General features: G+C 75.1%; 25 protein-coding genes and 1 tRNA gene. 16 read left to right on the top strand and 10 right to left on the bottom strand.

Translation table 11 applies throughout. The annotated features are described in order from the left end of the window. Positions 1-109: 109 nt before the first annotated feature. The 4 genes from ACYQBY_RS12190 to ACYQBY_RS12175 all read left to right on the top strand — a co-directional run bounded on the left by ACYQBY_RS12190 (position 110) and on the right by ACYQBY_RS12175 (position 3,894). Positions 110-1,138, top strand: a complete 1,029-nt coding sequence (locus ACYQBY_RS12190; RefSeq protein WP_459644117.1) for an endonuclease/exonuclease/phosphatase family protein — start codon at positions 110-112, stop codon at positions 1,136-1,138. 53 nt (positions 1,139-1,191) lie between these two features. Further along, complete coding sequence (locus ACYQBY_RS12185; RefSeq protein ID WP_459644116.1) at positions 1,192-2,127, top strand: cation diffusion facilitator family transporter; 936 nt, start codon at positions 1,192-1,194, stop codon at positions 2,125-2,127. A 366-nt stretch (positions 2,128-2,493) separates the two neighbouring features. Next, the gene (locus ACYQBY_RS12180) at positions 2,494-2,961 is read left to right on the top strand and encodes a phage holin family protein (RefSeq protein WP_459644115.1); all 468 of its coding nucleotides are present in this window, start codon (positions 2,494-2,496) and stop codon (positions 2,959-2,961) included. Positions 2,962-2,973: 12 nt separating this feature from the next. Further along, a complete protein-coding gene (locus tag ACYQBY_RS12175; protein ID WP_459644114.1) occupies positions 2,974-3,894 on the top strand; it encodes an alpha/beta fold hydrolase in 921 nt (306 codons plus the stop codon). A 10-nt stretch (positions 3,895-3,904) separates the two neighbouring features. Here ACYQBY_RS12175 and ACYQBY_RS12170 read toward each other — a convergent pair whose 3' ends face one another. The 3 genes from ACYQBY_RS12170 to nth are packed head-to-tail and all read right to left on the bottom strand — an operon-like array spanning position 3,905 to position 6,638. After that, positions 3,905-5,134 (bottom strand): MarP family serine protease, encoded by a 1,230-nt coding sequence (locus ACYQBY_RS12170; RefSeq protein ID WP_459644113.1) that lies wholly within the window; start codon positions 5,132-5,134, stop codon positions 3,905-3,907. Further along, the gene (locus ACYQBY_RS12165) at positions 5,131-5,826 is read right to left on the bottom strand and encodes an NUDIX hydrolase (RefSeq protein ID WP_459644112.1); all 696 of its coding nucleotides are present in this window, start codon (positions 5,824-5,826) and stop codon (positions 5,131-5,133) included. Before ACYQBY_RS12165 ends, ACYQBY_RS12170 begins: the two co-directional genes overlap by 4 nt. Next, on the bottom strand, positions 5,823-6,638 hold the full coding sequence (gene nth / locus ACYQBY_RS12160) for an endonuclease III (protein WP_459644111.1): 816 nt from the start codon (positions 6,636-6,638) through the stop codon (positions 5,823-5,825). Before nth ends, ACYQBY_RS12165 begins: the two co-directional genes overlap by 4 nt. A 177-nt stretch (positions 6,639-6,815) precedes the next feature. Between nth and ACYQBY_RS12155 the strand changes: the two genes are divergently transcribed. From ACYQBY_RS12155 to ACYQBY_RS12145, 3 genes are all read left to right on the top strand, one after another. Beyond that, positions 6,816-7,340, top strand: coding sequence for a hypothetical protein (locus ACYQBY_RS12155; RefSeq protein ID WP_459644110.1), 525 nt, complete (start codon positions 6,816-6,818; stop codon positions 7,338-7,340). Positions 7,341-7,494: 154 nt separating this feature from the next. Next, entirely contained in the window at positions 7,495-8,220 is a 726-nt protein-coding gene (locus ACYQBY_RS12150; protein ID WP_459644109.1) for a Crp/Fnr family transcriptional regulator, read from the top strand. A gap of 57 nt (positions 8,221-8,277) precedes the next feature. Continuing rightward, positions 8,278-9,345 (top strand): GGDEF domain-containing protein, encoded by a 1,068-nt coding sequence (locus tag ACYQBY_RS12145; protein WP_459644108.1) that lies wholly within the window; start codon positions 8,278-8,280, stop codon positions 9,343-9,345. A 50-nt stretch (positions 9,346-9,395) separates the two neighbouring features. Here ACYQBY_RS12145 and ACYQBY_RS12140 read toward each other — a convergent pair whose 3' ends face one another. From ACYQBY_RS12140 to ACYQBY_RS12120, 5 genes are all read right to left on the bottom strand, one after another. After that, positions 9,396-9,725, bottom strand: a complete 330-nt coding sequence (locus ACYQBY_RS12140; protein WP_459644107.1) for a chorismate mutase — start codon at positions 9,723-9,725, stop codon at positions 9,396-9,398. An 89-nt stretch (positions 9,726-9,814) separates the two neighbouring features. Beyond that, entirely contained in the window at positions 9,815-10,570 is a 756-nt protein-coding gene (locus tag ACYQBY_RS12135) for an MBL fold metallo-hydrolase (protein WP_459644106.1), read from the bottom strand. A 74-nt stretch (positions 10,571-10,644) separates the two neighbouring features. Continuing rightward, positions 10,645-11,133 carry a RidA family protein gene (locus tag ACYQBY_RS12130; RefSeq protein ID WP_459644105.1) on the bottom strand — a complete coding sequence of 163 codons (489 nt, stop codon included), beginning with the start codon at positions 11,131-11,133 and terminating at the stop codon, positions 10,645-10,647. Then, positions 11,130-11,285, bottom strand: a complete 156-nt coding sequence (locus tag ACYQBY_RS12125; protein WP_459644104.1) for a DUF4177 domain-containing protein — start codon at positions 11,283-11,285, stop codon at positions 11,130-11,132. Before ACYQBY_RS12125 ends, ACYQBY_RS12130 begins: the two co-directional genes overlap by 4 nt. A gap of 80 nt (positions 11,286-11,365) precedes the next feature. Next, complete coding sequence (locus tag ACYQBY_RS12120; protein ID WP_459644103.1) at positions 11,366-11,719, bottom strand: WhiB family transcriptional regulator; 354 nt, start codon at positions 11,717-11,719, stop codon at positions 11,366-11,368. 320 nt (positions 11,720-12,039) lie between these two features. Between ACYQBY_RS12120 and ACYQBY_RS12115 the strand changes: the two genes are divergently transcribed. Continuing rightward, positions 12,040-14,538, top strand: a complete 2,499-nt coding sequence (locus ACYQBY_RS12115; protein ID WP_459644102.1) for a penicillin-binding protein — start codon at positions 12,040-12,042, stop codon at positions 14,536-14,538. A gap of 98 nt (positions 14,539-14,636) precedes the next feature. Here ACYQBY_RS12115 and ACYQBY_RS12110 read toward each other — a convergent pair whose 3' ends face one another. Next, entirely contained in the window at positions 14,637-15,110 is a 474-nt protein-coding gene (locus ACYQBY_RS12110) for a GatB/YqeY domain-containing protein (RefSeq protein WP_459644101.1), read from the bottom strand. 178 nt (positions 15,111-15,288) lie between these two features. On the opposite strand from ACYQBY_RS12110, the gene ACYQBY_RS12105 reads away from it, so the two are divergent. Both ACYQBY_RS12105 and ACYQBY_RS12100 read left to right on the top strand, forming a co-directional pair. Beyond that, on the top strand, positions 15,289-16,212 hold the full coding sequence (locus ACYQBY_RS12105; protein WP_459644100.1) for a metallophosphoesterase: 924 nt from the start codon (positions 15,289-15,291) through the stop codon (positions 16,210-16,212). 98 nt (positions 16,213-16,310) lie between these two features. Next, positions 16,311-16,387 (top strand) — tRNA-Pro (locus tag ACYQBY_RS12100). Between the two features lie 408 nt (positions 16,388-16,795). On the opposite strand, the gene ACYQBY_RS12095 is transcribed toward ACYQBY_RS12100, so the two are convergent. Next, entirely contained in the window at positions 16,796-17,506 is a 711-nt protein-coding gene (locus ACYQBY_RS12095; protein ID WP_459644099.1) for a Crp/Fnr family transcriptional regulator, read from the bottom strand. Between the two features lie 495 nt (positions 17,507-18,001). On the opposite strand from ACYQBY_RS12095, the gene ACYQBY_RS12090 reads away from it, so the two are divergent. The 6 genes from ACYQBY_RS12090 (at position 18,002) to ACYQBY_RS12065 (ending at position 24,956) form a co-directional block, all read left to right on the top strand. Further along, complete coding sequence (locus ACYQBY_RS12090; protein ID WP_459644098.1) at positions 18,002-18,673, top strand: ANTAR domain-containing protein; 672 nt, start codon at positions 18,002-18,004, stop codon at positions 18,671-18,673. 11 nt (positions 18,674-18,684) lie between these two features. After that, positions 18,685-21,378 (top strand): diguanylate cyclase domain-containing protein, encoded by a 2,694-nt coding sequence (locus tag ACYQBY_RS12085; RefSeq protein ID WP_459644097.1) that lies wholly within the window; start codon positions 18,685-18,687, stop codon positions 21,376-21,378. A gap of 91 nt (positions 21,379-21,469) precedes the next feature. Continuing rightward, positions 21,470-21,967, top strand: a complete 498-nt coding sequence (locus ACYQBY_RS12080; RefSeq protein WP_459644096.1) for a hypothetical protein — start codon at positions 21,470-21,472, stop codon at positions 21,965-21,967. 53 nt (positions 21,968-22,020) lie between these two features. Further along, on the top strand, positions 22,021-22,236 hold the full coding sequence (locus tag ACYQBY_RS12075) for a hypothetical protein (RefSeq protein ID WP_459644095.1): 216 nt from the start codon (positions 22,021-22,023) through the stop codon (positions 22,234-22,236). Between the two features lie 1,110 nt (positions 22,237-23,346). Next, complete coding sequence (locus tag ACYQBY_RS12070; RefSeq protein WP_459644094.1) at positions 23,347-24,057, top strand: GAF domain-containing protein; 711 nt, start codon at positions 23,347-23,349, stop codon at positions 24,055-24,057. After that, positions 23,949-24,956, top strand: coding sequence for a PP2C family protein-serine/threonine phosphatase (locus ACYQBY_RS12065; RefSeq protein ID WP_459644093.1), 1,008 nt, complete (start codon positions 23,949-23,951; stop codon positions 24,954-24,956). Before ACYQBY_RS12070 ends, ACYQBY_RS12065 begins: the two co-directional genes overlap by 109 nt. Positions 24,957-25,069: the final 113 nt, after the last annotated feature.

Raw genomic sequence — 25,069 nt, 5'->3', positions numbered from 1 at the left:
GCACGGGGCGGGGCGCGGCGGCGTGCCCGCCCCGGGTCCGCACCGGACCTGCACCGCGTCCGACGACCCGTCCCCCCGGGCGTGCACGCGGCTCGGGCAGGCTGGTGCGGTGCGCCTGACCCGGACCGTCCTGACCGCCGTCCCGGCCGCCGCCGTCGCGGCCGCCGCCGCCACCCTCGTGGCGCCCGGCTGGTTCGGCCTCGCGGCGACGCGGCCCTGGCTGTACGCGGCCGCCCTGCGCGTGCCGGTGCTGCTGGCCCTCGTGCTGGCCGCCGCCCTGGCCGCCCTGCTGGCGCTCGTGCTGCGCCGCCGCGCGGCGGGTGCGGCGGTGCGCGCCGTCGCCGCGGCTCTCGCGCTGGCCGCCGCCGCGTCGACGGTCGTGGTGCTCGGTCGCGGCGCGGGGGCCGGCTCCCTGCCCGCGCCACAGCCGGGGGACGTGACGGTCGTGGCCGCCAACACCCTCGTCTCCGGCGTGGAGGCTCAGGTCGTGGCGGACCTCGTGCTGCGCTCGGGCGCGGACGTCGTCGCGATGCCCGAGACCAGCCGGGAGCTCGCCCTGGCCGTGGCCGGTGCGGTCCGGCGCGGTGGCGGGCCCGTCATGCAGGTCCTCGACCGCCGGGAAGGGCGGTGGGGCACCCACTCCACCGCCCTGCTCGTCAGCGACCGGTGGGGGCAGTACCGCCAGCTGCCCCCGGAGGACCTGCCGATGCGGCTGGGTGCGGTGACGGCGCTGCCGGTGTCCGGGGACGGCCCGCCGCTGGCCGCGGTGCACCCGCTGGCGCCGCCGCCTCCGGAGACGCCCGAGGAGGAGGCCCGCGACATCATCGCGACGTGGCGGGCGGAGGGCCGCGCCGCCGTCGCGTGGTGCGCCGCGCACCCGGGTGCCCTGGTCGCCGGCGACTTCAACGCCACGCTGGACCACCCCTCCCTGTCCCGCCTCGGCGGCTGCGCCGACGTGTCCGCGGCCACGGGGACCGGGGCCCGCGGTACCTGGCACGCGCGCGTGCCGGCGCTGCTGGGCGCCCCCATCGACCACGTGCTCGCCGACTCCGCGCGCTGGCGGCCCGTGGCCAGCGAGGTGGTGGACCTACCGGGCAGCGACCACCGGGCCGTGGTGGCGCGGGTGCGCCCGGTGTGAGCGGGGCGCGGGTGCGCCCGGTGTGAGCGGGGCGGCGCTCCTACAGTGAGCGCATGGGGAGCTCCCACGGCCACGGCCACGGTCACGGCCACGGCGTCGCCACGGCGGCGGGGCGGCACCGCGGGCGCCTGCTCGTGGTGCTCGCCGTCACCGTCGCGGTGCTCGCCGTGGAGGTCGTCGGCGGTGTGCTGTCGGGGTCGCTGGCGCTGCTGGCCGACGCGGGGCACGTGCTCACCGACGCCGCGGGCCTGGCCCTGGCGCTGGTGGCGGTGCACCTGGCGCAGCGCCCGGCCACCGCTCGTCGCACGTGGGGCCTGGCCCGCGCGGAGGTGCTCGCCGCCGCGGCGAACGCCACGGTCCTCGGGGTCGTGGGCGTCCTGGTCGTCGTGGAGGCGGTGCACCGCCTGGCGGACCCGACCCCGGTGCACGCGGGGACGGTCCTGGTGTTCGGCGCGCTCGGCCTCGTCGGCAACGCGGTGGGCATCGTGCTGCTGGCGCGGGCGTCGCGGGAGAGCCTGAACGTGCGCGCGGCGTTCCTGGAGGTCGTCACCGACGCCGCGGCCAGCGCGGGGGTGCTCGTGTCCGCGGTGCTGCTGCACGTGACGGGCTGGCTGTGGCTGGACGCGGCGGTGGCGACGGCGATCGCGGTGCTGATCGTGCCGAGGGCGTGGCGGCTGCTGCGGGAGGCGGTGGACGTGCTCCTGGAGTCGGTGCCGCGGGGGCTGGACCTGGCGGAGGTCCGCGCGCACATCCTGCGGGTGCCGCACGTGGTGGACGTGCACGACCTGCACGCCTCGACGGTGACGTCGGGCCTGCCGGTGCTCTCGGTGCACGTCGGCGTGGAGGAGGGCTGCTTCCTGGACGGGCACGCGCCGCGGCTGCTGGACCAGCTGCAGCGGTGCATCGCGGAGCACTTCGACGTGGCGCACTCGACGATCCAGCTGGAGCCGGCGGGCCACGAGGGGCACGAGCGGCTGCTGCACGCCTGACCGTCCCGCCACGCTGCGTCGATGCCGGACCGGCGGTGGGTGAGGCCGGTGCGCCGCCCGGGTCCGGGTGGGCCGGGTGGTTCCCCCGCACGGGGCGACCCTGTGGGCAACCGGTCCCACGCAGGTCGTTGAGGGTCGTACCGTCTACCCGTCGCCCGCCGTCCCCCCGTCGGCAGGCGGCACGCACCGCCGCCGAGGCCCCCGTCGGCGGCGGTGCGCTGCACTCCCCCTCCTCCCCGTCCCGGCCAGATGACGCTCCGTGTCCGGGAGGGGCGTTCTGCGCTGGGGGGCCCTGGCCCCTATGGTCGTCCTCGCCGCTCCCGCCGAGGACGGCACGCAGCCAGCAGGAGCCCTGAGGAGCCCCCCATGAGCACCCCGACCCCCCGGCCCGGCATCCCGGGCGCCGAGCGCAGCATCGGCCAGCTCGTCGCCGACGCCAGCGCGGACATCTCGGACCTGGTGCGCCACGAGATCGCCCTGGCCAAGGCCGAGATCACCGCCGACGTGAAGAACGGCGCGCTGGGCGGCGCCCTGTTCGGCGCGGCCGCCTTCTTCGGCGCCATCGCCTTCATCATGCTGTGCATCGCCGCCGCCTTCGTCCTGGCGGTGTGGCTGCCGGAGTGGGCCGGGTTCCTCATCGTCGCCGTGGCGCTGCTCGCCGTCGCGGGCCTGCTCGCCCTCGTCGGCAAGGGCCGCATCTCCCGCGTCCGCCCGCCGGAGCGCACGATCCGCACCACCAAGGACACCGTCGCGATCCTCAAGGCCAGCGCCACCGGCGGGGGCGCGCCGCAGAACCCGGAGCAGCGTCAGCTGGACCGCGCCGGCCGCTCCTGAGCCCGGCCCCCCGTGCGCCCGGAGGACTCCGCGGACGCCTCGGCGGTCCTCGTCCACGGTCCCTGGCAGCACCGCTTCGTCGCCGCCCACGGGGCCCGCTTCCACGTCGTGGAGGCGGGTGAGGGGCCGCTGGTGGTCCTGCTGCACGGCTTCCCCCAGTTCTGGTGGGCGTGGCGCTGGCAGCTGTGCGACCTCGCCGACGCCGGCTACCGCGCCGTCGCCGTGGACCTGCGCGGCTTCGGCGCCTCGGACAAGCCGCCGCGCGGCTACGACACCCCCACCTCCGCCGGTGACGTGGCGGGCGTCGTGCGGGCGCTGGGGGAGACGCAGGCCTTCGTCGTCGGCCACGGCCTGGGCGGGCGCACGGCCTGGGCCATGCCCGCCCTGTACCCGCGGCTGACGCGCGGGGTGGGCGTGCTGGCCTGCGCCCACCCGCTGCTGTGGCGCGCGGCGCTGACCGGCTCGCTGCGCACGGCCGCGGGGCGGGGTGCGCTGGCCCTGTTCGCCGGGTGGCAGGTGCCGTCCCTGGGGGAGCGCCGGCTCGTGGCCGGCGACGCCGTGGACGAGGTGCTGGGTTCCTGGTCCGGGCCGGGGTGGCCCGACGAGGCGGCGCTGGAGCGCTACCGGGAGGCGGCGCGGGTGCCGTTCGTGGCGCACGCCGCGGGGGAGTACCACCGCTGGATCGCCCGCTCACCGCTCAGCGAGGAGGGACGCCGCTTCGCCGCGGCCCTGCGACGGGGCGTGGACTCCCCGGTGCTCCAGCTGCACGGCGAGCAGGACCCCACCCTGCCGGCGTCGGTGGTGCGGGCGGCGTCCGGCCTGGTCTCCGGCCCGCACCGGGTGCAGGAGATCCGCGGCGCCGGGCACTTCCTGCCCGAGGAGGCCTCCGACCACGTCAGCGCGGCGCTGCTGTCGTGGCTGGCCCGCTGGTGAGCCGGCCCGCTCAGCCGCCGGCGGCCTCGGAGGCCGCCTTCGTGCAGCCGCCGGTGGCGACGGGGCGCAGGGAGGGGTCGAGGGCCGCGAGCGCCTCCCCCATCTCGTCGGGCGTCAGCACGTAGCCGGTGTCGGGGTGCTCGACGGACCGGGCGAAGACCAGCCCGGCGACCTCGCCGGCCTCCGTGAGCATCGGGCCGCCGGAGTTGCCCGGCTCCACCGTCCCGTAGATCGCGTACACCTCGCGGACGACGTCGGCGCTGTCGTGGATGTCGCGGCCCGCGGCGTCGAGGATCTCCCGCACCCGCGCGGTGGCGAGGGTGTACGGCCCGTCGAGGGGGAAGCCGGCGACCACCCCGGGCGCGCCGCGCTCCAGGGTGGGCACCACCCGCAGCGCGGGGGCGTCCAGGCCCGCGACGTGCAGCACGGCCACGTCGCGGCCGGCGTCGAAGAGCACGACGCGCGCGCGGTGCCGCAGGCCGACGCCCTGGGGCTGCACGAGGGGCTCGGTGACGCCCGCGACGACGTGGGCGTTCGTCACGACCAGGGCGCTGTCGCCCTCCTGGCGCAGCACGAAGCCGCTGCCCTCCAGGCCGCGCGTGCAGGGCCGCGCCACACCGGTGACCTTCACGACGCTGCGCTGCGCCTCCCGCAGGCCCGGGGTCTGCGGGACCTGCGCGGCGGGCGGGTCCACGGGGCGGACCGTCTCCTCCTGCAGGGCCGTGAACACCCGCGGGAAACCCGTGTCGTCGGCGGAGGACCAGAACAGGTCGAGCACCTGGTAGGTGGACGGCGGCACGGCGGCCTCGACGGCGGCGACGACCCGGGAGCCGCCCACGGCGTCGGTGACGGCGGGCAGGGGGTAGCCGCGGGCGGCACCGGCGAGCACCCAGATCACCAGCACGGTCGTGACGGCGCCGGCGGTGGCGCCGAGGCCGGCGTCGGCGAGGCGCACGGGCTTCGAGCGCACCCCGCGGCGCAGCCGCACCCCGAGGCCGCCGGCGGCGAGCCTGCCGAGCAGCGCGAGGAGCACGACGCAGACGACGACGGCGAGGGTGCGGGTCGGGCCGGCCTCCCAGACGGCGAAGGCGCGCGGGGCGAGCAGGGCGCCGGCGGTGGCACCGGCGACGAGCCCGAGGAGGCCGAACGCGCCGACGACGAGACCCTCGCGGTAGCCGGCGGCGACCTGCGCCAGCAGCAGCGCGGCCAGCACGAGGTCCAGTGCGGTGGAGCCGGTCACGGGGCACCCCCGCCGGCGGCGAGCAGCGCGGCGTCCACGTCGGCGAGGGCGTCGGCGATCGGCACGGTGCGGGAGCGGTCCCAGGGACGCTCGAAGCCCCCGAGGGCCAGCACCCGGTGCAGCACCTCGGCGGTGAAACCCCACACGAGCAGCCCGCGCACCGCGAAGGCGGGGCCGGTGTAGCCGGAGGGGACGCGCACCTGGAAGCGGGCGGCGGGGTCGGTGAGCTCCGCGACGGGGACGACCTCCACGCGCGCGCACTCGGTGGGGTCGACGACCGCGACGGGCGAGGGGGTGCGCCACCACGCCAGGACGGGGGTCACCTCGTACCCGGAGACGGGGACGTGCACGGAGGGCAGGGTGCCGAGTACCTCCACCCCGGCCGGGTCCAGGCCGGTCTCCTCCGCGGCCTCGCGCAGCGCGGTGGCCGCGGGGCCGTCGTCGTCGGGGTCGGCGCCGCCGCCGGGGAAGGCGACCTGGCCGGAGTGCTTGCGCAGCCCCGCGGCGCGCTCGGTGAGCAGCAGCGCGGGGCCGTCGGGGCCGTCGGCCAGCAGCAGCAGGACCGCGGCGGGGCGGCGGGGGGCGGTGGGGTCCACCCGCACGGAGCGCGCGCCCCAGCCGGGTCCGCCGTCGCGCAGCCCGGGCAGGGCGGCGGTGAGGGGGGTGAGCCAGCGGGGCGGCCCGGCGCTCACCCGGCGCTCCCGGCGGTGCCGGTCCCACCGGCGGTGCCGGGGGTGCCGGTCCCACCGGCGGTGCCGGGGGTGTCGCGCACGAGGGCGGCGGCCCGGCGCGGGTCCGTCTCACCGGTCCCGTACGACGGGCACAGGGACGCCACGGGGCAGGCGCCGCAGGCGGGGCGGCGCGCGTGGCAGGTGCGGCGCCCGTGGAAGATCAGGCGGTGCGACAGGATCGTGTGGTCGCGGCGCGGGAACAGCGCGGCGAGGTCCTGCTCGACCTTCACGGGGTCCTCCCGGCTGGTGAGGCCCAGGCGGCGGGAGAGGCGTCCGACGTGGGTGTCGACGGTGAGGCCGGGGATGCCGAAGGCGTCGCCGAGGACGACGTTGGCGGTCTTGCGACCGACCCCGGGGAGCGTCACCAGGTCCTCCTGGCGCGGTGGCACCTCACCTGCGTAGTCCTCGACCAGCCGTGCGGCGAGCTTGAGGATCGCGTCCGACTTGGCGCGGAAGAACCCGGTGGGGCGCACCAGCTCCTCCAGCTCGGCCCGGTCCGCGGAGGCCAGCGCGGCCGCGTCGGGGTAGCGCGCGAACAGGGCGGGGGTGACCTGGTTGACCCGCTTGTCGGTGCACTGGGCGGACAGCACGGTCGCCACGAGCAGCTGCAGGGGGGTGCGGAACTCCAGCTCGCAGTGGGCGTCGGGGTAGCGCTCGGCCAGCAGCCGGTGGATGCGGCGCGCGCGCCGGGTGCGGGCCAGCGGGGTCTCGGCGGCCGCCGCGGGGGTGCCCGGCCGGGCCTGCGCCGGGAGGGGCGCGCGATGTGCGGGCACGGGGCGAGGGTACGTCGCCACCCGCCCCCCGGCACGGGGCGGGGAGCGGCCGGCACGAGGCCGGGTGCGGGCGGGGCGCGGGCGGGGTGCGGGCCCTCCGGTGGCGCTGCACCACGAGGGTGAGGCTGCCCCCGCCGGGTCAAGGCGCGCCGGTGGCGGGACGATCCCTGGTGCATGGTGAGCGGAGCGGGTGCGCAGGACGAGGTGGGGTCGGACCTGGTGGTCCTGGCGACCACCGGCGGGGGCGCGGAGCCCGCGCGCTCGCCGCGGCGGGAGCTGGAGGAGCTGTCCCTGCCGAGCCTGCGTGCGCGCCGGTGCGCGCTGCTGGCGGAGGCGGACGGCGCCGCCCGGTGGCAGCGGCTCGTGCGGGCGCGGCAGGACGTCGTGCTGGCCCTGGCCACGGGCCTGGAGGACCTGTCCGTGCCTCTGGAGGCGGCCTGCGCGGGTGGCCCCCTGGACGTGCACGCCGCCGCGGACCTCGCCGGGCACGGGCTGACGGAGCCGGGGCACGGCCTGCGCTCCCTGCTGCTGGCCGGTGCCCCCGCGGGCACCGCGCCGCCCGGGGGCCTGGAGGTGGAGCTGTCGCGGCTGCGGGAGGCCCGGCGGCGCCTGGCCGGGTACGAGGGGGCGCTGCGGGCGGAGCTGGCCGTGGTGACCGACGTGCTGGCGGAGCGCCGCACCGCGGCCCTGACGTCCGCCTGAGCATCCCCGCCCGGGCGCTCCGGGCGTCCGCCCGGGGTTCCTCCCGTCCCCGCCCGCGGCTCCCCCCGGGCCGGGTCGTGTGGTGTGCGGCACACTGACACCGGCCCCGTGGGCGGGTGCCGCCCGGTGCCGGACTGCTGGAAGGAAGCGCGACGTGGACGAGGAGCAGCGGGGCACCCCGCCCGGCGAGCGTGCCGGTGACCGGGGTGGTGACGTCGTCCGCCGCGCACCGCTGTTCGCGGCGCTGGACGACGAGGCCGCCGCGGAGCTGCTGTCCTCGATGGAGACGGTGCACCTGGACCGCGGGCAGGTCCTGTTCTCCGAGGGCGAGCCCGGGCACCGGGTGTACGTCATCCGCGAGGGCAAGATCAAGCTGGGCCGCAGCGCCCCGGACGGGCGGGAGAACCTGCTGGCCATCATGGGCCCGGGGGAGATGTTCGGGGAGCTGTCCCTCTTCGACCCGGGGCCGCGCACGAGCTCGGCGCGGGCGGTGGCGGAGACGGAGCTGCTGGCCCTGAGCCACGACGAGATGCTGGAGTGGCTTGCCCGCCGGCCCGAGGTCGCCCGGCACCTGCTGCAGGCGCTGGCGCAGCGGCTGCGCCGCACGAACGTCGCCCTGGCGGACCTGGTGTTCACGGACGTCCCGGGCCGGGTGGCGAAGGCGCTGCTGGACCTCTCGCGCCGCTTTGGCCGCCCGATCGGGGACGGGGTGCTCGTCGCGCACGACCTGACGCAGGAGGAGCTGGCGCAGCTCGTGGGCGCGTCGCGGGAGACGGTGAACAAGGCGCTGGCGGACTTCGCCTCGCGCGGCTGGCTGCGGCTGGAGGCCCGCGCGGTCGTCCTGCACGACGTGGAGCGCCTGACCCGCCGCGCCCGCTGACCGCCGCACGGGTGGTTCCTCCTCAGGGGAGGGGCCGGACGTGTCGATGCCGCAGGCATGAGCTCGACGTGGCAGGTCCCCCCGCTGGGCAGTCGTGAGGCGCGCCTCCTCGACGCCCGCATCAGCGGGGTGATGTGCCTCGTGGGCTCCACGATGGCGCTGACGGTGGTGGACTCGCCCTTCGTCGACGTCTTCGGCTGGTCGTGCGTCGTCCTCGGGGTGGTCACCCTGCTGGTGGCCCGCGACCTGCCCGCCGGTGTGCTCAGCGCCCTGACCCTCCCCGGTGTGGTCGGCATCGCCAACTACGCCGTGAACGGGCAGCAGACGAGCACCGCGACCGGCGGCGCCGTCCTGTTCGTGCAGCTGGTCCTGCAGCTGGGGCTGCTGCGCAGCCGCCGCGAGACGTGGGTGCAGCTGGTGGTCCTGCTCGCCGTCTACGCCGGTTTCCTCCTCGGTGCCGGGGCGGACGCGGCCGAGGTGGGCCAGGCGCTGGGCACGGTCGGGCTGAGCCTGGCGCTGCTGGCGCACGCGGTGACGTGGCTGCGCGCCCGCCTGGACTTCCTGCTGGTGGAGCTGCGGCTGCAGGCCACCGTGGACCCGCTGACGGGGGTGCTCAACCGCAACGGCCTGGCGCGCGCCGGGGAGGCCTGGCGGGCCGAGCACGGCGCCGCGGGGCAGCAGGCGGCGCTGCTGCTGCTGGACGTGGACCACTTCAAGAGGGTCAACGACACCGCCGGGCACGTGGCCGGTGACGCGGTCCTCGCCCGGCTGGGGGAGGTGCTGCGCGCGGGGGTGCCGAGGGGGGCGAACGTCGCCCGCCTGGGGGGCGAGGAGTTCCTCGTGGTGCTCCCGCGGGCGCGCGAGCGGCAGGCGCTGTTCGTGGCGGAGGAGCTGCGGGTGGCGGCCTCCAAGGCCGGGGGCGGGGACCTGCCCGCCTTCACGGTGAGCGTGGGGGTGGCCGCCGGGCACGTCGTCGACGACGTGGACGAGCTGTACCGCCGTGCCGACGGGGCGCTGTACCGGGCGAAGGCGAACGGCCGCGACCGCGTGGAGCTGTGCACGGGTGGGCCGGTGGCCGCGGAGGGGGGTGCGGCCGGCGCCGAGCCGGTGCCCGTCCCCGCCTGAGGAGCGCCGCACGGCCCGGCCGCGCCGACCGCCCTGGTACCGGTGCCGGTTCAGGTGCCGCGGATGCTCTCGTGGTGCCGGATCACCTCGGAGATGACGAAGGCGAGGAACTTCTCCGCGAAGGCGGGGTCGAGCTGGGCGTCGACGGCGAGCCGGCGCAGCCGCTCCATCTGCTGGGCCTCGCGCTCGGGGTCGGCGGGCGGCAGGGCGTGGGTGGCCTTGAGGACCCCGACGCGCTGGGTGAGCTTGAACCGCTCGGCGAGCAGGTGGACGAGGGCGGCGTCGAGGTTGTCGATGCTGTGCCGCAGCACCCCGAGCTCCCGCACGGCCGGGTGGTCGGCGGTGATCCCGCCGGTGGTGCCGGCTGCGTCCTGGGCCATGTGCTCCCTCCCCCGCCCGGTCCGCTGGAGCGGCCGGCGCCGGGCGAGCCTAGCAACGGGCCGGCCGCCTCCCCGGCGCCGTCCCGGGCTCAGGGCAGGGTGGCGCCGAGGTGCTCCAGCTGGGCGCGCACGGACCACGTCGCCGCCTGCAGCAGCTTGCCCTCCACGCCGGGGTAGACCCGCGCGAGGACGTCGGCGACGCTCGCCGCGCCGCCCTCCAGCGCCGCACGCACCTGCTCCAGCCGCTCCTCGCGGTGGGCGAGGTAGCGCCGCAGGACGTCCGCGGGGTCGGTGAGCACAGGGCCGTGGCCGGGCAGCAGCACGTCGAGGCCCGGCTGCTCGGGGGTGGGCGCGGCCAGGTCGGCGAGACGGTGCAGGGTGGTGAGGTGGTCGGTGAGGGAGCCGTCCTCCGCCAGGACGGTGGAGCCGCGCCCGAGCACGGTGTCGCCGGTGAGCAGGGCGCGGTCGGCGGGCACGGCGAAGCAGACGGAGTCCGCGGTGTGCCCGGGGGTGCGCAGGACGGTGAGCTGGAGACCTTCCACGTCCAGCGCCTCGCCGTCCGCCCAGCTCGCGGCGGGCACGACGTCGACCCCGGCGGAGGTGGCGAGCCGTTCCGCGGCCTCGGTGTGGTCGAGGTGGGAGTGGGTGAGCAGCACCACGGCCGGGCGGGCGCGGCGGCGGGCCAGGGCGGTGCGGATCGCCTGCAGGTGGTCCTCGTCGGCGGGGCCGGGGTCGACGACGACGGCGCGGGCGGAGCCGGGTTCGGACAGGACCCACGTGTTCGTGCCGTCGAGCGTCATGGGCCCGGGGTTGGGGGCGAGCACGCACGTGGCGCGGGGCGTCACCCTGCCCCCGCGCCACGGCGCCGGCGCGTCACCGTCCCGCTCCGGCGGGCGCGCGTCACCCTCCGGGCCCGTCGTCACGCGGGGCGCACCCGCACGACGAGCTCGACCTCCACGGGGGCGTCGAGGGGCAGCACGGTGACCCCGACGGCGCTGCGGGCGTGCACCCCGGCCTCGCCGAGGACGTCCGCGAGGAGCTGGCTGGCGCCGTTGACGACGGCGGGCTGGCCGGTGAAGGCGGGGTCGCTGGCGACGTAGCCGACGACCTTCACGACGCGCTCGACGAGGTCGAGGTCGCCGATCACGGCGGCCACGGCGGCCAGGGCGTTGAGGGCGCAGGTGCGGGCGAGCCCGGCGGCCTCGGCGGGCGGCACGAGCCCCGGCCCGTTCCCGACCTTGCCGCTGACGGGCAGCGACCCGCCCACGAGGGGCACCTGCCCGGACGTCCAGACGAGGTCGCCGTCGCGCACGGCGGGCACGTAGCTCGCCAGGGGAGCCGCCACCGGCGGCAGCTCCAGGCCCAGCTCCGCGAGGCGGGCGGCGACGCGGCCGGTGGCGGGGCTCACGCGGTGGGCCGCTTGAGGTAGGCGACGAGGCCGTTGCCGCCCGGGCCGGGGACGACCTGGACGAGCTCCCACCCGTCGGAGCCCCACTGGTCGAGGATCTGCTTGGTCGCGTGCACGATCAGCGGCACGGTCGCGTACTCCCACGTCGTCATGGGCGCCACCGTAGCCGTGCCCGCCCCGCGCGGTCCGGCACCTCGCGCCGCGCGCCCGGCCGGGGCGCGCGGCGGGACGCTCAGCCGGCGCGGGTGACGGGGCCGGCCACCGCGGCGGGGCGGCTGGCGGGTGCCCCGGTGACGGTCGTGGCGGCCTGCTCCAGGTGCTGGTCGCGGGCGACCTCCAGCAGCCGGCGCCAGGACTGCACGTTCGGCCTGCGCTTGAGGAGGGCGCGGCGCTCGCGCTCGGTCATGCCGCCCCAGACGCCGTACTCGACGCGGCTGTCCAGCGCGTCGGCCAGGCACTCGGTGCGGACGGGGCACCCCGCGCACACCGCCTTGGCCCTGTTCTGGGCGGAGCCCTGCACGAACAGCTCGTCGGCGGAGTTCGACGCACACGCGCCCCGGCCTGCCCACTCCAACGTCCACACCATCTCGGCGGTCCTTCCGCTCCACCGCCCACGGCCCGGCCTCTCGGCAGGGTCCCCCCACGGGCGGCGATCTGATATTTCCCCCAACACCCGGCGAGCGGGTGCGGTCCCAACGTAGACTCGGGCCCGACACCCCTCCCAGAGCACGTTGTGACGAACGCCCGTAGTCCCGAGTGACTAGTCCGGGCGGGGGCCGGAGCCCGCGGGAGGGCCCGTCGGGACCCCCGGCCGGTGGTGACCGTCCGGTTATCGGGTCGTGATGGTCCCGCGTGTGCGCCCCCGGTTCGTCCCCAGCGGGCGTGCGCGTTGTCTACCCTCCTGCTATGGCGAACCGCGGACCAGGCAACGCGCACCGTCCCGTCCTGCGTCTGCTGGGGGCCTTCGTCGCCGTCAGCACCGCTGCGGGCGTGCTCACGGCGGGGCTGGTCATGCCGGCCGTGGGGGCGACGGGCGCGGTGGCCCAGGAGGGCGTGAACGTCTTCGAGGACCTGCCCGTGGACCTCGGCGACGACACGCTGTCCCAGGCCACGACCATCCTGTACTCGGACGGCTCGGTCATGGCCCGGGTGTACGAGCAGAACCGCGTGGTGGTGCCGCTGGACGCGATCGCCCCGGTCATGCAGAAGGCGATCATCTCGATCGAGGACCACCGCTTCTACGAGCACGGCCCCGTGGACCTGGAGGGCATCGGCCGCGCGTTCGTCAGCAACCTCACCAGCGGCAGCACCTCCCAGGGCGCCTCCACGCTGACCCAGCAGTACGTCAAGAACGTCCTCGTGGAGCAGGCCGCCGCCAAGGGCGACAAGAAGGCCATCGCCGCGGCCATCACCTCCAAGGGCGCCGACGGCTACGCGCGCAAGCTGCGCGAGATGAAGATGGCCGTCGACGTCGAGGAGGAGATGTCGAAGGACGAGATCCTCACCGGCTACCTCAACATCACGTACTTCGCCAACCAGGTCTACGGCGTGGAGGCGGCCTCCCGCTTCTACTTCAACAAGCCCGCCCGGGACCTGCTGCTGCCCGAGGCGGCGCTGCTGGCGGGTCTGGTGCAGGACCCCAACGACCTGAACCCGCTGAAGCACCCCGACCGGGCCCTGCAGCGGCGCAACCTCGTCCTGAAGCGGATGCTGGAGCTCGGTCACATCCCGCAGGCCGAGCACGACGCGGCGGTGGCGGCCCCGCTGCCCACGCCGGAGTCGGTGCAGCGCAGCCAGCAGGGCTGCATGTCGGCGGGCAGCGCGGCCTACTTCTGCAACTACGTGACGGCCGTCGTCCGATCCGACCCGATGTACGGCAAGACCGCGGAGGACCGCGCCAAGCTGCTGCGCCGCGGGGGGCTGACGATCCGCACCACGCTGGACCGGCGGCTCCAGGACATCGCCAAGGCGGCCGTGGACGCCGGCGTGAACCCGGGGCAGGCGGCGCGCACGGCCACCTCGCTCGTGCAGCCGCGCACCGGGCAGATCCTCGCGATGGCGCAGAACACGACCTACTCCCCGGAGGAGGAGAAGATCGGGTTCACGGAGCTGAACTACAACGTCGACAAGGCCCACGGCGGCGCGGGCGGGTTCCAGGTGGGCTCGACCTTCAAGCCGTTCGTGCTGGCGGAGTGGCTGAAGTCCGGCAGGTCCCTGGACTCGATGGTGAACGCGCCGTCGAACAGCCTGGACCCGATGTCGGCGTTCACCGCCTGCGGGCAGAAGCTGCGGGGCGACCCCTACAAGTACAGCAACGCCGGCTCCGAGACGAACGTCACGGGCCGCATGTCCATCCGGGACGCCACCCGCAACTCCGTGAACACCGCCTACGTCAGCATGGTGAAGCAGCTCGACATCTGCCGGGTCGCCGAGACCGCGCAGTCCCTCGGGGTGTTCAAGGGCAGGGCCGCGCACAAGAACCAGGACAGGAGCACGCCGCTCACCACGGAGCTCGACAACGCCTTCCCCTCCTTCGTGCTCGGCACGCAGGAGGTCGCGCCCCTGGACATGGCCGGCGCGTACGCCGCGTTCGCCGCGGAGGGTCTGCACTGCAGGCCGGTCGCTCTGCTGGAGGTGCGCAACGCCAAGGGCGAGCCGCTGCCGGTGCCCGGCGCGGACTGCAAGCAGGCCCTGGAGCCGAACGTGGCGCGCAACGTGAACGAGGCCCTGCAGGGCACCTGGACGAGCGGCACCGCGAAGAACGTGCGGCGCATCGGCCGTCCCGTCGCGGGCAAGACGGGCACCACGAACGAGTCGAAGAACGTCTGGTTCAGCGGGTACACCCCGCACCTGGCCGCCTCGGTGTGGGTCGGTCACCACGAGGGCTACTCCAGCCTCAACCGCGAGCGCATCAACGGGAAGAGGTACCGCAACGTCTACGGCGCGACGATCCCCGCCCCGATCTGGGCGGACCTCGTCGGCAACGCCTCCAAGGTGCTGAACCTCCCGGCGGACGGGTTCGCGCCGGGCTCGGAGCAGAACCTGCGGGCCACCAACCCCGACGGGGCGACGCGCGTGCCGAACGTCTCCGGCCGCAGCGTGAGCGCCGCGCGGGCGACGCTGGAGGCCGCCGGCTTCTCGGTGGAGGTCTCCTCCAAGAGGGTCAACTCGGACAAGGTCCGCGCCGGCGCAGTCGTCAGCACCAGCCCCGGCGCCGGGCGCAGCGCGGACCCGGGCGACACGGTCACCATCGTCCGCAGCGCGGGCCCGGCCCCGAAGCCGAAGCCGAAGCCGTCCGCACCGGCGCCGAACCCGGCCCCGCCGGCCCCCGCCCCCGTGGCCCCGGCGCCGGCCCCGGCCGCGCCCGCGGGGGACGCCACCGCCGGCCCCGCCCCCGCGGGCTGAGACGCCGCGGGGCGGCACCCGCCCTCCGACGACGACAGGCCCCCACCGGCACGCGCCGGCGGGGGCCTGTCGTCGTCGGGGCGCGGCGCCCCGGCACGTCAGCCGCCCTGGAGCCGTGCCTTCACGGCCGCCGCGACCCGCCCGCCGTCGGCGCGCCCGGCGACGGTGCCGCGCACCGACTGCATCACCGCGCCCATGGCGCCCATCCCGGTCAGGCCCTCGCCCGTGGCGATCAGCACGGCGTCCTCCACGATCGAGCTCAGCTCCTCGTCGGAGAGCTGCGCGGGCAGGTAGCCCTCCAGCACACCCAGCTCGTCGCGCTCGCGCTGCGCGGACTCCGCGCGGCCCGCGCCGGCGAAGGCCTCCGCGGCCTCGCGGCGCTTCTTCGCCTCCCGCTGCAGGACCTTGAGGACCTCGTCGTCGGACAGCTCGCGGGCGGTCTTCCCGGCGACCTCCTCGCCCTTCACGGCGGTCAGCGCCATGCGCAGCGTGGCGGAGCGCAGCTCGTCGCGGGCGCGCATCGCGGCGGTCAGGTCGTTCTGGAGGGTGTCCTTCAGGGAGGTGCTCGGCATGTGCCGATCCTCGCACCGTCCGCCGCGCCCGCCCTTCGTGCACCCCGCCCCCCTCCGGGTCCGGGCGGTGCGCGGGGGTCTCGAGCCCGCCCTTCTCCGGGTCCGGGCGGTGCGCGCGGGGAGCAGGCGTGCCCGAACCCGGAGAAGGGCGGAACGGGCGGGCTGCCAGGATGTGCGGGTGCGCCAGTCCCTCGCCGTCCCCCTGCGCCTGCTGGGAGCCACCGCCGCCGTCGGTGCCGCCGGGTTCGCCTACGCCGCCGGCTACGAGGTGAACGCCTTCCGCCTGCGCCGCTTCGACGTGCCGGTCCTGCCCGCGGGCGCCGCCCCGATCAAGGTGCTGCACCTCTCGGACATCCACCTGCTGCCCACGCAGCGGCGCAAGCTCGACTGGCTGCGCGGCCTCGCGGAGCTGGAGCCGGACCTCGTCGTCGACACCGGCGACAACATCTCCTCCGCGCGCTCCATCGGCCCCCTGCTGGACGCCTTCGGGCCCCTGCTGCACCTGCCGGGCGTCTTCGTCATGGGGTCCAACGACTACTTCGCCCCCCGCCCCAAGAACTGGTCGCGGTACCTGTGGGCGCGCAGCGGCCCCAAGCACGTCGAGGGCACCCGCCTGCCCACGGGGGACCTCGCGCGCGGCCTCTCCGAGGCGGGCTGGGCGGACCTGACCAACGCCCGCGCCACCCGCCAGGTCGCCGGCCGCACCCTGGAGTTCGTCGGGGTGGACGACCCGCACCTGCGGTGGGACCGCTACGAGGAGGTCGCCGGCCCGGCCTCCCCGGGGGCCGACCTCACCATCGGCGTCGCCCACGCCCCCTACCGGCGCACCCTCGACGCGATGGTCGGCGACGGCTTCCCCCTCGTCCTCGCCGGCCACACCCACGGCGGGCAGCTGTGCGTACCCGGCTTCGGGGCGCTCGTCACCAACTGCGACCTGCCGCGCCAGCAGGCCAAGGGCCTGTCCCGGTGGAGCGCACCCGGCGGCCGCGAGGCGTGGCTGCACGTGTCCGCCGGGCTGGGCGCCTCGCCCTACGCGCCGATGCGCTTCGCCTGCCACCCCGAGGCCACCCTGCTCACCCTGGTGCCCGCCGCCGCGGGGTGACGCTGACGGGGCGGGGGACGAGGCGGGGTGATGTGGGGCGTCGGCAGCACCGCCCCGCGTCGGCTATCCTTGCGAGGCGCTCGCACGTCGGGCGTGATCGGGGTGTGGCGCAGCTTGGTAGCGCGCTTCGTTCGGGACGAAGAGGTCGCAGGTTCAAATCCTGTCACCCCGACCAGCAGGACCGCAGGCAAGAGGCCCTGGGCAGTCGCCCAGGGCCTCTTGCAAGTCTCTTGACGGGCCGCTGGGGTGTGACCTGTAGCGAGATGTGTAGCCATGCGAGCTGACTCGGGGCCGACGGCGGCCTCGGCAAAGCCGAAGAACAGGCTCAGAGCGCCCGTGGCTTCTTGCCACGTCCCCACGACTCAGGCGTGATTCTGAGCGCATGCTGCGCCCGATCTCCCGCGTCGACATCATTGCAGGGTGCGAGGTGGGCCAGCCGGCCTCAGGTCGGTGCGGCGGCGTATCCGCAGGTGCATCTCCGTCAGGGCGTTGATGTGGGGGCGGCTGCGCTGTTGAGCCGTGCGGGGGAGTGCCGATGGGTGGGCCGCGAACTTCCCCGCTGATCACCAGGTCGGCGGCGATGTCAGTGCAGGGCTGTCGCGCCGGCCATGTCGGCTCGTAGGAGGTCATAGCATCCGCAGGCACTGGCGTGGAGCTGGTCGCGGTCGCGGATGGTGAGGGTGCCGCGGATGTAGCGGATGCAGCCCTCGTCAGCGAGGGCTCTGGCGACCTGGCTGACCGAGGCCCGGCGCACGTTGAGCATCTGCGCCAGGAAGTGCTGGGTGAGATCGAAGGTCGGTCCGTCCATGCGGTCGGCGGTGGTGAGGAGCCAGCGGGCAGCGCGCTGGCGCACGGTGTGGGCGCGATTACAGGCGCTGTTGCGGGCGAGCTGGGTGAACATGACCTGGGTGTAGCGGCGCAGAGCCGCGTGCAGGGAGTCGTCGGTGGCCGCGGCCTCGTCGACGAGGTCGGCGTCCATGCTCAGCGCGTTGCCCTCGACCTGAACCATGGCCCGTTCTGTCGGGGTCTCGGCACCGAGCAGGACGGGAAGGCCGACCACCCCCTCGTGCCCCACGGTGGCCACCTCCACGACCTCCTCGTCCTCGAGCTCGGTGACGATGGACACCACGCCGAGGAGGGGGAAGTGGATGGTGCGCACAGGCTCGCCCGGTGCGTAGAGCACCGTCCCCAGGGTCAGCGGCACCTGGTGCAGGGAGGGGAGCAGTCGGTCGAGGCTTTCGGCGCTCAACGTGTCGAGGACGGCGTTGCGCCGAGCAGTCGGGGCATCGGACATGGGTCGTCTCCACAACAGCGTCCGACGATGCAGCCGAGAACAGCCTTGAACCAGGCACTGTCTTCGGGGGCTCCATCTCTGCTGATGGCGCCTCTCGCGTCGAGCGTCATCACTGTACGCCCGAAACGTCATCTCGCCCCTGCTCCCCACCGCGGATTCCGAGGGCGGCGAGCCTCGCGCGCACTCCGTCCCCTTCGGTGGACGAGGACGGACGCGGGACCTGCGCAGGCACTCGATCCGCGGGTCGATCGTGTGTTCGGTAGCGCGCATATGGAGTAGTCTGGACATCACCCGGGAGTGAGCAGCCACTGCCGGGGGCGTCCTGGCAGTCGGCAGCGGCGCTGTCGGTCTCTTTCTTCGGCGGCCTGGCGTGCGTGGCTCGCGCGGCGTGCTGGTGCGGAGGAGCTCTTCCTCTCGTGACTTGGAGCTGCAATGCCCGCCGAGGTCCCCCCTGCCCTTCCCCTCGCCGATGAGCTGGCGGGAGTCTTCGCGCGGATGTCGAACCTCCTGCTGTCCGAGGAGACGGTCGAGACCGCCCTGAGGTTGATCACCGCCTTGGCCGAGAGCACCCTGCCCGACACCATCGGGGCCGGCGTGAGCCTCATCGACGCACAGGGCCGCAAGACCTCCGCCGCGTCCTCGGACGCGCTGGTGGAGGAGGCCGACCGCCTGCAGTACGAGCTCAACGAAGGGCCGTGTCTGACCGCCTGGGCCCAGCGGGCCGTGGTGCGCGTCGACGACGTGGCGCTCGAGCAGCGCTGGGTGCGCTGGAGCGAGGCGGTGCAGTCCCTGCCGGTGCGTTCGGTCCTGAGCGCCCCGCTCCTCGCGGAGGACGTCCTCCTCGGCGCGATCAAGGTCTACGGGCAGCGTCCGGACGCCTACGACGAGCACTCCGAGCAGGTGCTGGCCATGTTCGGCACCCAGGCCGGGATCCTGATGGCCAACGTCAAGACCCTGGAGGACGCCCGCAAGCTGACCGAGCAGCTGAAGGACGCCCTGCGCACCCGGGACGCGATCAGCACCGCCAAGGGCATCCTCATCGCACGCGAGCACCTCGACGAGGACGGCGCCTTCGCCCGGCTGGTCAGCCTGTCCCAGCGGGAGGGGAAGAAACTGCGCGAGGTGGCCGAGACCCTCGTCCAGGCGGCCACGAGACGCAAGCGCTGAGCGGGTCAGCGATGCGCCGGGGGCACACCACCGACGATCAACGCAAGTCCCTGCAGACCGCCCTGCAACACAGCGGCCTGACGTTGGAGCAGCTGTGGCTGGCGTACTTCACCCTCGGTGGCGTCGCCGGCCTCGTGGAGGTCGAGGCCCACCTGCAAGGGCTCGTGGAGCTGCCCGCCGGGCAGGGCGACATGCTCGCCCACGCCCTCAACGAACACCTGGACGAGGTCCTGCTCGACCTGCGGGTGCCCTACAGCCGCGTGCTGCGCCCCCCGCCCCCGTCCTCCGGCCCGCTGGCGGCCCTGGCCGGTCTGCTCGACGGGATGACGCAGGCGCCACCCGAACGCCTGGTCGTGGAGGTCACCGCCGCCGGCGCCGCTCTCGGCGCCGGTGTCACCATCCACCTCGTCGACTACGGCCAGGATGTCCTGATCCCGCTCCGCTTCGATCCTGCTCACCCCGAGAGCATCCACGGCGGTCCTGCGGTGCCGGTGGGGTCCTCCCTGGCCGGGCAGGCCTTCCAGCGGGTGCGGTCCATCCCCAGCGAGGCCGACGGTCAGTCCCGGCTGTGGGTGCCGCTCCTGGACGGCACCGAACGCCTCGGAGTGCTGGAGTTCCGGTTCGCCGATCCCGCCGACCTGCACGACCCGCAGTTGCGGCAGGAGTGCCGCTGGCTGGGCCGGCTCGTCGGCCACCTCATCACCGCCACCACCGGATACGGCGATGCGTTCGACAGCCTGCGCCGCTGCCAGCCCCGCACCTCGGCGGCCGAGCTCATCTGGAACCTGCTGCCCCCGCTCACCGCGGCCACCGACCGCTGCGTCGTGGCCGGTCAGCTCGAACCCAGCGCCACCGTGGGTGGCGACGCCTTCGACTACGCCCTCTCCGAGAGCACCGCCCACCTGGCGATCTTCGACGCCACGGGGCACACCCTGGCCTCGGGCACGGTGGTCGCCGCCGCACTGGCCGCATCCCGCAGCGTGCGCCGCAACGGAGGTCGCATCCTCGAACAGGCCCGCGTCATCGAGGAGCTCGTCAGCAGCCAGTTCGCCGACCGGGGACTCTTCCTCACCGCCGTCCTGGCGGAGCTGGACCTGACCAGCGGACGGCTGCGCTACATCGTGGCCGGGCACCCCAAACCTCTCATCCTGCGGCAGGGCAGGGTCGTCAGAACCCTCACCGCCGGACACCGGCCCCTGTTCGGCGTCAACGACACCGCCGTCGCCGTCGGGGAGGAGACTCTGCAACCCGGTGACCAGATCGTCCTCTACACCGACGGAGTCACCGAGGCCCGCGACGAGAACGGCGACTTCTTCGGCTTCCAGCGCCTCACCACCTTCCTGCAGCGGGCCGCGGCCGCCACGTACCCACCCCCGGAGACCGTGCGCCGCCTCACCCGGGCCGTGATGGAGCACCAGCACGACCGCCTGCAGGACGACGCCACCGTCCTGCTGGCCTGCTGGCAGCCTCACGCCCCCCTCACAGAACCTCCGGCCGGCGATGCTTCCTCCGCCCGTGATACCGCAGCCGTACCCTCCAGCCAGCCATCCCACAGGACGCCGCTGCGTCATGAGATGGCTCCGGGGAAGACGATCGCCCCGCGCCCCGTGGACCGGCCGGTCACCGCCTCGCGGGCCGGGCCGGTCCTCCAGCAGGCGCTGCTCACCGCGCTCATGGGCGTCGTCGCCGACTTCTCCCGCCGCGCCAGGGACACCGTCGACGTCGACACGATCCTGCACGACCTGGTCGGTGCCGCAGCCCAACTGCTGGCCGTGACCGGCGCCGGGGTGAGCATCCGCGAAGGCCGAGACCTGAGGTACGTCCACGCCAGCACCCGCACCGTCCGGGCGGCGGAGCAGGACCAGTCCCTGCTCGAGCGGACACCTGCCCACGATGCCTGCACCAGCGCCGGCAGGATCATCGAGGAGGACCTCGCCGCCCGCCCCGAACGGTGGCCGCGGTTCGTCACCGACGCCCTCGCCCAGGGTCTGCACTCGGTGGCTTCCATTCCCCTTCAGGCCAGGCAACAGGTCTGGGGCGTCCTGACGCTCTACCGGGACGCCCCCGGCCCTCTGGAACCCGACGACCTGACCGCCGCGGAGATCCTGGCCGACCTCGCCTGCGGCTACGTCGTCATGGCCCACGACCGCGACGTCGCGGCGTCCGCGCAGCAGGAGGCCGCCCATGCAGCCACCCACGACCCGCTCACGGGCCTGCCCAACCGCGCCCTGCTGTACGACCGGATCACCCACGCCGTGGCCACCACCGCACGACGCGACAGCTCGCTGGCGCTGCTGTTCCTGGACCTGGACGACTTCAAGGACGTCAACGACGAGTACGGCCACGACATCGGTGACCGCCTGCTGGTGGAGATCGCCGCCCGCCTCAGCGCCGTGCTGCGCGCCGGGGACACCCTCGCCCGCCTCGGTGGGGACGAGTTCGTCATCATCTACGAAGGCCTGCACGCCGGCCCCGCCGGAAGCGTTGCACCGGACAGCCTCACCGCCGTCGTCGAGCGCATCAGACACGCCCTCCAGCGCCCTGTCGTCCTCGACGGGCACACCATCACCACCACCGCCAGCATCGGTGTCGCAACCCTCGGGGAGAACATCGACGACGCCCACGCACTGCTGCGGGCCGCCGACCACGCCATGTACCGCACGAAGCGGGCGAGCAAGGAGTCCATCGACGGCATCCCCGGCTGACAGGTCCACCTGATCAACGGTGCGAGGTGTCGGACGGTCCCCTGCGGACGACCTCTACCGACCGCAGGGTGCCGCGGCGTAGCTTGCCGCCATGAGTTCCGCGAAAGAGGGTTCCTCGCACGCACGAGCCGACCTGCTGGCCGCCGAAGCGGCTCAGCACATCGCAGCCCGGCACCTCCAGCGAGCCGAGGAGGAGGCTGCAGGTGATCCTGAGCAGCTCGACCGCATCGCCACGAGCCGCGATGACCTGGCCGACCAAGGTGATGAACTGGCTCGGGCCAGGGATGGTCTGGCGCGTCGGCGTGACGGGCGGGCCGGGGAGCGGGACCGGAACGAGGCGATGCGAGACACCACGGCCGTGCAGATCGAGCACTCCCTCGGCATCGAGGACGACATCGCCGCCGACATGCGCGCCCGTGCGGCCATCCAACGCGAATGGGCCGCCAGCGACCGCGCCGAAGCCCGCGAGGACCGCAGTCACGCCGCCCGCGATCGCGGCACCGCCCGCACGGCGCGACGACGTGCCGCAGCAGAACGCGAACAGGCCACCACTCCTCCGCTCGATCAGGAAACTCCTGAGCGCCCTTGATCATGAGCTGACGGGCGCTCGGCAGGCACAGCGTCGGGCGGCACGCGTACGAGGTGGGCGGTGCCACGGGGCCGGCCGGTACCGCGGCGGTGCCGTGGACGGTGCGATACCGGAACCTCGGCGAGGGCGGCGCCGTGCTGCGCGAGGTGAGCGCCTCCCACCTGTGGCACGTGCTGTCGGTGCCGGAACTCCTGGAGGAGCTGGCGGCCGCGGAACTGCCCGCCGAGGTCGGCCCTGCGGCCGTGGTGCGCGCCGTCCGGACCGGGTGATCGAGGTGCCACCGCACGCGGCGGCGTCGAGCGGGAGGACGGCGACACCCACCCCGTCGTGGACGTCTCCTCCGCCAGCCGCCCGTTCGGGACGGGCACCGGCCGCGTCGTCGACACCGAGCCCCGTCGAGCGCTTCCGCCGCCGCTACGGCGCGCAGGGGCCGTCCTGAGGGACACGACGGCGCCCACCGGTATCCGAAGACCTGTCGACCGCGGGTCCGGCCGGACACCATCTGACGTACCCCGGTCCCCACGTCCTGCTCATCCGCGCCGGTAGGGGTGGCCGGCTCTCGCCGGAGCTGCCGATGCCCGAGCCGGCGTCCCGGGTCCTCGTGGCCGCCGGCGCAAGGACGATGTCCGGGTCCCAGCTGTCCGTGCTCCGCGTTCGCAGGACGTGCGCCCTGCTCGGCTCCGTCGGTCCGTCAGCGAAGACGCGCACGTGTGATGGCTGTGGGAAGCAGCCCGTGCCGACCCCGCGCCGCCCCTCTGCTGTCCGGCGCCCGCCCATCTCGTCAGCGAGCACCGTGAGCACGTCCAGGTGCAGCTACCACCCGATACCGCCTCGCGGTGCGGACCCTCCGCGGACGAGCACCACCTGATGGTCAGCGAGAGCTGAGGCGGGTCCTGGAGGGCGGCGGTGTCCCACCTGTCCTGCTCTTCCCGCGTCCTACGTCCGGACCGTGCAGACGGGGGAGCTGGAACACCCCGGGTGTTCCAGCTGGTCGAGCAGCTCGACGTGCTGCCGTGGTGACGAGTCCATCGGTGCGAGGTCACCACGTCGACCTTCTGCAGCCGGATGTGTAGCCGGAGCGGTGCCGCAACACCTGAGATGCAGTGCGAGGCCTGCGCCGAGCGTCCGGGCGAGGAAGCCGGTCGGACGGTCCGCACGAGACGCGTGGAGATGCCTGACATGTTCGTCCGGCGGTTCGGGACGAGGAGGTCGCAGGTTCGAATCCTGTCACCCCGGCAGATGGGACAGCAGCTCAGAGGCCGGTTCCCCAGCACGGGGGACCGGCCTCCGGCGTGTGATCGGGGCGGGTGCGGCAGCGGAGCACAGCAGCGGGTCGGGCGAGGGACCCGCCCAGCCGCTCGGGCGCCGGCTCGGGGCGGGTGGCGCTGCTGAGCGATGTGCAGACCCTGGCCGGTGCCGTCGGCCCGCAGCCCGGCGGCGGCGAGCGTGGCGGGGGAGCGCTGGCGCAGTGGCTGTGCACCCGGACCGCCGCCTCCGGTGTCCCGCTGGCCATCGCCGACACCCGCGCCGATGCGCGGGTGCCGGAGCTGGCGCCGGTGGTCAGCGGGATGGTCGCCTCCTGCCCGGGTGTGCCGCTGAACGGGCAGGACGGGCACGTGGTGGGCGCGCTGTGCGTCTTCGACCCCGGCCCGCGCACCTGGTCCTGCGCCGACATCGGCCTGCTGGGTGATCTGGCCGCCGCCGCGGTCAGCGAGCTGGAGCTGTCCGCGCTGAACGTGGACCACGAGGCGGCGCGCCTGCGCTGGCAGCTGTCGATCAGCGCCGCCGGCGTCGGGGGTTTCGACCTGGACCTGGTCACCGGCCGGCTGGTGTGGGACGAGCGGCTGATCGAGCTGTTCGGCTACGAGCGAGGCGGTTTCGACGAGTTCCTGGAGGCGTTCAACTCCCGCGTGCACCCCGAGGACCTGCCGCGGGTCAGCCAGGCGGTGAGCGGGTGCATCGCGGCGTGCGGATCGCGCGGGTGCTCGAGTCGATGTCGGCGGCCTCCTACCTGCTGGACGCACGGTGGCGTTTCACCTACGTCAACGCCGAGGCGGAGCGGCTGCTCGGCCGCTCGCGCGAGGAGCTGATCGACGGGGTGGTGTGGGAGCTGTTCCCGGCCACCGCGGGTACCGTCTTCGAGAGGTCCTACCGCGGGGCCGTCGCCACGGGCGAGCCGGTGGCGTTCGAGGCGTACCACCCCCCGCCGCTCGACGGCTGGTACGAGATCCGCGCCTGGCCCGGTCCCGACGGGCTGTCGGTGTCCTTCCTGGAGATCACCGAGCGCCGCCACGCGCAGCAGGCGGCCGAGCAGGCCAACGCCCGCCTGGCCCTGCTGGCGGCGACCTCGCGACAGATGGCCGAGACGTTCGAGGCCGAGGCGGCCGCGGCCCGCCTGGCCGAGCTGGTCGTGCGCGCCCTGGGCGACGAGTCCCCGGCGCGCATCCTGGCCCGGACCGACCGGGCGATGGCCAACCTGCAGGTCGGCACCACCACCGCCACCGCCGCGCGCCTGGAGCAGTCCCCGGACGAGCGCGAGCGCGGGGTGACGCGGCTGCGCCGGTCCAGCGCGGGTCACCCCCCGGCGATGGTCGTCCACCCCGACGGCACCGTGACCCCGCTGCCGGGGCTGCACACCGACCTGCTGCTGGGGGTCCTGCCGGACGTCGAGCGCAGGGACGCCGAGGTCGTCGTGGACCGCGGCTCCACCGTGCTGCTCTGCACCGGCGGTCCGGTCGAGCGGCGCGATCAGCCCCTGACCGAGGGACTGGAGATGCTGCAGGCCGTGCCGGAGGAGCTGGCCGGGCCGGACGGAGAACTCGACACCCTCGTCGACGAGGTGCTGGCGCGGATGCTGCCACCGCACCCCGAGGACGACGTCGCCCTCATCGCCGTGCGCCTGCACCGCCAGGACCGCCCGCGCCCGGCCGAGGCCGGACCGCAGCGCGTTCCCCCGCACGTGCCCGCAGAACCCGACCTGCCCGCCTGACGGCATCCCCCGTGCCGGGCGGGACGCCGGGACCCACCGGACACGTCGAGGACGGGTGGCCGGTGCCCGCCGTGTCCGGCGTCACGGCAAGCTGGGCGCGTGACCACGTACCC

Source organism: Kineococcus anabasis (assembly GCF_054590795.1).
This window is presented reverse-complemented; position numbering and strand designations above follow the sequence as displayed.

Excerpts from the sequence above, each read along its gene's own strand:
- ACYQBY_RS12085 (WP_459644097.1), top strand. The coding sequence starts at position 18,685 with ATGCGCCGGGGGCACACCACCGACGATCAACGCAAGTCCCTGCAGACC.
- ACYQBY_RS12120 (WP_459644103.1), bottom strand. The coding sequence starts at position 11,719 with ATGGTGTGGACGTTGGAGTGGGCAGGCCGGGGCGCGTGTGCGTCGAAC.
- ACYQBY_RS12180 (WP_459644115.1), top strand. The coding sequence starts at position 2,494 with ATGAGCACCCCGACCCCCCGGCCCGGCATCCCGGGCGCCGAGCGCAGC.
- ACYQBY_RS12080 (WP_459644096.1), top strand. The coding sequence starts at position 21,470 with ATGAGTTCCGCGAAAGAGGGTTCCTCGCACGCACGAGCCGACCTGCTG.
- ACYQBY_RS12090 (WP_459644098.1), top strand. The coding sequence starts at position 18,002 with ATGTCGAACCTCCTGCTGTCCGAGGAGACGGTCGAGACCGCCCTGAGG.
- ACYQBY_RS12110 (WP_459644101.1), bottom strand. The coding sequence starts at position 15,110 with ATGCCGAGCACCTCCCTGAAGGACACCCTCCAGAACGACCTGACCGCC.
- ACYQBY_RS12125 (WP_459644104.1), bottom strand. The coding sequence starts at position 11,285 with ATGACGACGTGGGAGTACGCGACCGTGCCGCTGATCGTGCACGCGACC.
- ACYQBY_RS12140 (WP_459644107.1), bottom strand. The coding sequence starts at position 9,725 with ATGGCCCAGGACGCAGCCGGCACCACCGGCGGGATCACCGCCGACCAC.
- ACYQBY_RS12095 (WP_459644099.1), bottom strand. The coding sequence starts at position 17,506 with ATGTCCGATGCCCCGACTGCTCGGCGCAACGCCGTCCTCGACACGTTG.
- ACYQBY_RS12185 (WP_459644116.1), top strand. The coding sequence starts at position 1,192 with ATGGGGAGCTCCCACGGCCACGGCCACGGTCACGGCCACGGCGTCGCC.
- ACYQBY_RS12115 (WP_459644102.1), top strand. The coding sequence starts at position 12,040 with ATGGCGAACCGCGGACCAGGCAACGCGCACCGTCCCGTCCTGCGTCTG.
- ACYQBY_RS12145 (WP_459644108.1), top strand. The coding sequence starts at position 8,278 with ATGAGCTCGACGTGGCAGGTCCCCCCGCTGGGCAGTCGTGAGGCGCGC.